Genomic DNA, 7,139 nt, shown 5'->3' on the forward strand with positions numbered 1-7,139 from the left:
AATTCATTTAAACTTTTCTGAATTAAGGCTTCACTTTCGGTATCTAAATTTGAAGTCGCTTCATCTAAAATAATAATTTTTGGATTGGCTAAAATAGCACGAGCAATAGCCAAACGTTGACGCTGTCCGCCAGAAAGCTTCACGCCTCTTTCTCCAATTAATGTTTCTAAACCATCATCAAATCTATCGGTAAATTCGTTTACATAGGCCGCTTTTACAGCATTTTGCAGTTCTTCTTCTGTAGCATTAGGCCTAGGAAACATGATATTTTCTCTAATAGTGCCTTCAAATAAAAATTCATCTTGTAAAACCACTCCTAAAAATTGACGATAACTACTTAACTTTACCTTCGATAAATCTTGGTTATCAATGGTTACTATTCCAGATTTAGGGTTTAAAAAGGTAGCAGATAATCCTGCCATGGTTGATTTTCCTGAACCTGAACTACCTACTAATGCCGTAACCGAACCTGCTGGCGCTTTAAAATTGATATTATGGAGTACCTCTTTTCCTTCTTCATAAGAAAATGATACATCTTTAAATTCGATATCACCTTTTATAGTTTCAATTTGAATAGTTCTATTTTGATTGTCCTCTTCCGCAGTCATATTCATAAGCTCTTCCGTTCTATCTAATCCAGCTAAAGCTTCGGTTAATTGACTTCCAATATTACTCATTTGAACAATGGGCGCAATCATAAACCCAAGGATTAATGTGAAAAACAAGAAATCACCCGTAGTCATTTCTCCAAGAATCATATAATAACCACCAATACCCATAATGCCTGTTGTGGCAACACCTATTAAAAAGGTTGAAGAACTGGTCATTAAAGCAGTAGCTGTTAAACTCTTTTTAACATTTTGGTATAGTTTATCGACTCCTTTTTCGAATACAATGTTTTCTTGTTCTTCAGCATTAAAGGCCTTAATAACTCGCACACCAGCCAAAGTTTCGGTAAGTCTGCCTTTTACTTCGGCATTAATTTTTCCTCGTTTTCTAAAAATAGGACGAATATATTTAAAAGCTCTTAAGGCTATATATCCAAATATAGAAAGGGGAACAAATACAAAAAGTGTCATCCATGGGTTTAGTTTAATTAAGATAATTAAAGATACAATGGCTGTAAAAGAACCACCAACTAACTGCACTAAACCGGTACCTATTAAATTTCGAACACCTTCAACATCACTCATAATTCGCGAGACCAATGCGCCTGATTTTGTATTATCGAAAAAACTAATAGGTAAAGACAATACTTTTTTCTGAACTTGAGCACGTAACTCACTTATTAAGTATTGAGCTTGGACGCTTAAAATTCTAGTTAAAGCGAACGAAGTTGCGGCTTGAACGGTAATAGCCACTAACACTATGCCTATTAAGGTGTAAATTTGAGAAACGTCTTTACTTGGCACCACTTCATCTAGCAAAACCTTACTTTGCCATGGTAAAATTAATCCTGCCAAACTTCTTATTACTATTAAAATTAAGCCAATAAAAACTAACTTTCGTCTTGGCCAAATAATAGTTTTAAATGCTTGTGCCATGGTTACTTTTGGCTTGGTTTTGGTTTTATTTATTGAGGATTCTTGTAAATGTTGCATGTGTATTTTCAAATAATTAAGATTGCAAAATTACGCATTATAGCTAGATAATATGGAGGAACTTAAAATTAAAAAACCACTCAGTTTGAGTGGTTTCATCTTATTAAACATATCCATTCATTAGGTACGTTTTGCTTTTTTAGCAAGTTTTGCAGCTTTCTTTTCCTTAGGTGTTAAAACCGCTTCTTTTTTTACGTTCTTTTTTGCGTCTTGTGATTTTGCCATGATTATTTGTTTAATTATTAATGATTTATGCTTTATGCCTTGAGTACCACTCTAAAACGAGCTTTACCTGTTTCAAGATGTTCCAATGCTTCATTGACATCTTCCATTTTAAATTCTTCAACGGTTGGATAAATATTGTGTCTTACACAAAATTCTAACATTTTACGCGTTAAAGCAATACTACCTAAAGGACTTCCTCCAACAGATTTTTCACCCATAATTAAGCTAAATGCTGGTATTGCCATAGGTTCTAAAACGGCACCAACCGTATGTAATTTACCTTGGGGTGCTAAAGTAGATAAATAAGAATTCCAATCTAAAGTTACATTGGTTGTATTTAAAATAAAATTTAAAGAACCCGCTATCCCTTCTAATGCTTCAGGGTTTGTAGAATCTACAACATGATGGGCTCCCATTTTTAAAATAGCATCCTTTTTCTTTGGGTTAGAACTAAATGCTGTAACCTCGCATCCCCAAGCTTTTAAAAATTTAATAGCCATATGGCCTAATCCGCCAACACCAATTACACCTACTTTATCAGTTGGTTGTACGCCAGATAAAACTATGGGATTAAAAACGGTAATACCTCCGCAAAAAAGCGGTCCTGCTTTCGCCATGTCTAAACCTTTTGGTAGTGGCGTTACCCAAGACCAATGGCCTCTAACTTTATCAGCAAATCCACCATGCCTTCCAACAATTGTACTTTCAATACTTCCGCAAAGGTGTTGCTTTCCATCCATGCATTGGTTACAATGCAGACATGAAGCCGAATACCAACCCATACCCACTTTATCTCCAATTTTTAATCCTTTTACTTCCTTGCCTAAACGAATTACTTCGCCTACGATTTCATGACCAGGGACTATTGGATATTGAGTCATTCCCCATTCATTATTAATCATACTCAAATCTGAATGACATAAACCGCAGTAATGCACTTTTATATCGACTTCTTCATTACCAATATTTGGCAATTCATATTGAAATTCTTGTAAGGTTCCTCCAATTTCATGTGCCGCAAACGCTTTAACTTTTTCCATAATTCAAATTTTGAGGTTCGTAATAAATAACATTTAAAGTTACTACAATTTCTTTTTCAAAATCATAAATCATCGTTAAAATTATTGCCTGTTAATCATTACTTTTACAATGTATAATTTAATTTGAAAAACAGATGAAAATAATAGGCATTGGTAAAAACTACGTAAATGATAAAAGTGAAATTACTGCACTAAAAACGGGGGCACAAACTATTTTTTTAAAGGCAGAAAGCACTTTGGTGACAGATAATAAGAATATTGTTTTTCCTAAAATTACAGACCAATTAATTTATGAATTAGAATTGGTTGCAAAAATTGGTAAAACAGGAAAAGATATTTCTGAAAGTGATGCGGCATCTTACATTTGTGAAATTGGTGTAGGAATTGATTATACTGCTAAAGATGTGCTTACTGCAAGCAGGGAAAACAAAGGACCTTGGGCTTTAGCAAAAGGGTTTGATGGCGCTTCACCAGTAAATGGTTTCAAATCTATTTCAAATTTCCCTGATTTAAATAATATTAATTTCAGTTTAACAATTAATGGCCAAGAAAAACAGTCTGGTAATACAAGTGATATGATTTACAATTTTTCCGAAATTATTGCTTTTGTTTCTAAATACATGACTTTGGAACCTGGCGATTTAATTTTTACTGGAACACCAGCAAGTGGCGCCGGACAAAACGTTAAAGGCGACCATTTACAAGCTTATGTTGAAGGCGAATTGCTTCTGGATTTCAAACTCCTATAGTTAACAAATAGAATATACTACATGAAAAACTCAATTGCAGAACGAGTTCGTGATTTCCTAAAAATGTATCCGCCTTTCAATTTATTGAAATCTGAAAAACTTCTTGAAATTGCCGAAGAAGTTGTGATTACTTATTTAGAAAAAGGTGATATTTTATTTAAAGAAGGAGATTCTTTTAATGAGCATTTCTATATAGTTAGAAATGGTTCTATTAGTCTAAATCACACTAATAAAAATACTCAAGAGATTGTTTCAATGAGTGATGCTGGTGATGTATTTGGAGTAAGACCACTCATAGCTCAAGAAAACTATAAACTTACTGCTACTGCTCATGAAGAATCTATTATCTATGCTATACCAATAAAAGGATTTCAATTGGCAGCAGAAAATAATTCTAAAGTTTATAAATACTTAATTACTGCTTTTGCTACTAATGCTTACGACCCCTATACAACAAAAGAAAATAACGAGATTTTTGTAGATTATCTTCCAAACAACTCGCATGATATAGTAAATTTTCAAAGTGCAAATTATACTAAAAACCCTATTACATGCAGCGAAAAAACATCGTTACGAGATGCAGCTATAAAAATGAGTGCTCTTAAAATTGGATGTATTATTGTTATAGACAAAGAAAAAAAACCAGTTGGCATTATTACCAATAGTGATATAAAAAATAAAATAGCAACTGGAAAATTCCCCATCGAAACCGCTGTAACCAATATTATGAGTTCTCCTGTTATCACAAACAAAAAAGACTTAACGGTTGCTGATGGGCAGTTGCAAATGATAAAATATAATATTGGGCATTTATGTATTACAAAAGATGGTACTGTAAATTCAAAACTTATTGGTGTATTAACACACCACGATGTTTTGGCAACTTTAGGCAATAGCCCAACGGTTATTTTAAAAGAGATAAAACGCGCTACTCGTACTAAAAAACTACGTGCAGCAAGATTAAAAGCAAATACTTTACTAAAAAGCTATTTAGAACAAAACATTCCTTTAACGCATATTTTAAAAGTAATTTCTCAAATTAACGATGCAGTTGCATTTCGAGCTATAGAAATTGCATTACCTAAAATGCCTACACCTCCACCTGTTAAATTTTCATGGTTAGCCTTAGGTAGCCAAGGTAGAAAAGAACAATTACTATTTACAGACCAAGATAATGCCCTTGTTTTTGAAGATGTCCCTGAAGAAAAATATAAAGAAACTCAAGCCTACTTCATAGAACTTGCTAAATATGTTACCAAATCTTTAAATAAAATAGGATTTGAATATTGTGAAGCTGATATGATGGCAAGTAATCCAGAATGGTGTAAATCTATTACTGAATGGAAAAATCAATTTGAAAACTGGATTTTAAAACCCGATGAAAAAGCAATCCTACTATCTTCAATCTTTTTTGATTATTCTAGAATTTATGGGGATAAAGAATTGGTTAACGAGCTATCTACTACTATTTATGAAACACTAGAAAACACATCATTATTTTTTAAATTCTTAGGTCGAGATGCAATTAAAAGCCCTTCTCCTCTAGGAATTTTTAAACAATTTTTAGTTGAGCAAAATGGCGAACAAAAAGACCTGTTCAATATTAAAAGTAGAGGTTTAATGCCTTTAATTGATGCAGCACGTTTACTCATTTTAAGTAAACATATTAAAGGCATAAACAACACCTCTGAGCGTTTCGAAAAACTAGCCGAACTAGAACCCAATAACAAGGAACTTTTTGAGTCGTGTTCTTATGCTTTTAAAGCCCTATCTAAATTTAAAACAAAACAAGGCTTGCTTAATAATAATTCTGGAAAATTTATAGAATTAGCAACTTTAACTAAAGAAGAAAAGTTAAAACTAAAACGCTGTTTTAAACCTATTCATGAAATTCAAGAAACACTAAAATTTAGGTTTGATTTAAAAAACTTTCTATAGAATATGGTAAAATGGTTTAGAAAAAACAAGTATCCTGATTTTTGGAATGAATATATCGATTATTTTAAAAATATTGAAAAAACACCCATTAACCAAACTAGGTTTGTAGCGTTTGATACAGAAACTACTGGTTTTGATACTTTAAAAGATAGGGTTCTATCTATTGGTGCGGTTTCCTTAATTGGAAAATCTATTCAAGTAAAAGATAGTTTAGAGTTATACCTAAAGCAAGATATTTTTAATAAAGAAACTGTTGAAATCCATGAATTAATAAAAAGTAGTGCGGTAAATAAGATTACCGAATTAGAAGCTATTAAAATATTTTTATTATACATAAAAAATGCTGTTTTAATTGCTCATCATGCCAATTTTGACAGAACTATGATAAACGAAATGCTTTCTAGACATGGTTTAGGTAAACTAGAAAACAAATTTATAGATACTGGTGTTCTGTTTAACAAATCAAAACATATTATATATCACGAAAACCTTAAAGATCATTATTCTTTAGATGATTTATGCAAAGAACTCAATGTTCCTAAAGTTGATAGACATACTGCTAATGGTGACGCTCTTATTACTGCAATTGTATTCTTAAAAACGCTTGCAAGACTAGATAAGAGAAAACATTTACAATGGGGGTATTTGTTGGGAAAATGATTAAAAAGACGGATGACAGATGACAGGTGATTTTACTAAAACACAACCGGCTTTACAACAAACAACTACAGCACATTATCCATAATATCTTGAACCACCTCTGGATTTAAAAGCGTACTTGTATCTCCTAAATTACTTGTGTATTTACAAGCCATTTTACGTAAAATGTGACACATAATTTTACCTAAACGCATTGTAGGTAAACCACTTGTTAATTGGATTTTAAATTGATTTAATAGGATAAAACCTTAAATAAAAAAAGACTCAATTACATGTCGTATTTGAGTCTTTTTTAATCACTTTAACTAGTATCGAAACAGCATACTTTCTATTATGTGTTTAATATTTAATTAATTTAACTTGTTTTGATGTATTACCTTGAATTACATTAATAAAATATAATCCAGCTTGCAATGATGCACCAATTTTATACTCCCTATTCGGTACGCCCGTTTTAAAAGAAATCAGTCTACCATTTAAATCAAATACATGGATATAAATAATCTCTACCGTGTTTTTTGATTTTAATTTAATGTTGAAGTAATCATCTGATGGGTTTGGCCATGATACTAATTCTAAGCTATCAAATAGCTCTTCTACTATTGGTTCTAAAGCCTTACTAGTTGAATCTCCTAAACTAAATCCGCTATGGACTTTAAGATTCCCTCCTGTAAGTTGCAATTCATCCGTAGCAATTCCAGTCCAATTACTAGAATATAATAAGTTACCATCTTTGATTAAATTAAATGCAATGGAATCAAATTCACCCGGTTCTCCTCTATCGGTCATATCTACTTTTAAAATAAGATTACCTCCTAAAGAAATTGTATTTAAAGGATCTGTAATATCTTTTAAATTAGATTTTGTTATGAATGTAGCAAATTGAGCATCTTCATCTGAAACATCAACCCCTAAAGATTGTACCG

Annotated in this window: 6 protein-coding genes; 3 read left to right on the forward strand and 3 right to left on the reverse strand. The window is 32.0% G+C overall.

All coding sequences use genetic code 11. The annotated features are described in order from the left end of the window. A partial coding sequence (locus WBN21_RS07065; RefSeq protein WP_424198795.1) for an ABC transporter ATP-binding protein occupies nt 1–1,601 on the reverse strand: 1,601 nt, incomplete at its 3' end. 257 nt (nt 1,602–1,858) lie between these two features. Then, a complete protein-coding gene (ahr, locus tag WBN21_RS07070; RefSeq protein ID WP_424198797.1) occupies nt 1,859–2,866 on the reverse strand; it encodes an NADPH-dependent aldehyde reductase Ahr in 1,008 nt (335 codons plus the stop codon). A gap of 134 nt (nt 2,867–3,000) precedes the next feature. Here ahr and WBN21_RS07075 point away from each other — a divergent pair, with 134 nt between their 5' ends. The 3 genes from WBN21_RS07075 to WBN21_RS07085 are packed head-to-tail and all read left to right on the forward strand — an operon-like array spanning nt 3,001 to nt 6,213. Further along, a complete protein-coding gene (locus tag WBN21_RS07075) occupies nt 3,001–3,615 on the forward strand; it encodes a fumarylacetoacetate hydrolase family protein (RefSeq protein WP_424198798.1) in 615 nt (204 codons plus the stop codon). Nucleotides 3,616–3,636: 21 nt separating this feature from the next. Continuing rightward, the gene (locus WBN21_RS07080) at nt 3,637–5,553 is read left to right on the forward strand and encodes a DUF294 nucleotidyltransferase-like domain-containing protein (RefSeq protein ID WP_424198800.1); all 1,917 of its coding nucleotides are present in this window, start codon (nt 3,637–3,639) and stop codon (nt 5,551–5,553) included. A 3-nt stretch (nt 5,554–5,556) separates the two neighbouring features. Beyond that, complete coding sequence (locus tag WBN21_RS07085; RefSeq protein ID WP_424198802.1) at nt 5,557–6,213, forward strand: 3'-5' exonuclease; 657 nt, start codon at nt 5,557–5,559, stop codon at nt 6,211–6,213. Nucleotides 6,214–6,552: 339 nt separating this feature from the next. On the opposite strand, the gene WBN21_RS07090 is transcribed toward WBN21_RS07085, so the two are convergent. Then, the coding region (locus tag WBN21_RS07090; protein ID WP_424198804.1) for a T9SS type A sorting domain-containing protein at nt 6,553–7,139 on the reverse strand (587 nt) is incomplete at its 5' end.

Source organism: Algibacter sp., assembly GCF_049667265.1.
Classification (GTDB): Bacteria; Bacteroidota; Bacteroidia; order Flavobacteriales; family Flavobacteriaceae; genus Algibacter_B.

What these genes read in the sequence shown, in the direction of transcription:
- WBN21_RS07075 (WP_424198798.1), top strand. Translation starts at nt 3,001, where the DNA reads ATGAAAATAATAGGCATTGGTAAAAACTACGTAAATGATAAAAGTGAA.
- ahr (WP_424198797.1), bottom strand. Translation starts at nt 2,866, where the DNA reads ATGGAAAAAGTTAAAGCGTTTGCGGCACATGAAATTGGAGGAACCTTA.
- WBN21_RS07080 (WP_424198800.1), top strand. Translation starts at nt 3,637, where the DNA reads ATGAAAAACTCAATTGCAGAACGAGTTCGTGATTTCCTAAAAATGTAT.
- WBN21_RS07085 (WP_424198802.1), top strand. Translation starts at nt 5,557, where the DNA reads ATGGTAAAATGGTTTAGAAAAAACAAGTATCCTGATTTTTGGAATGAA.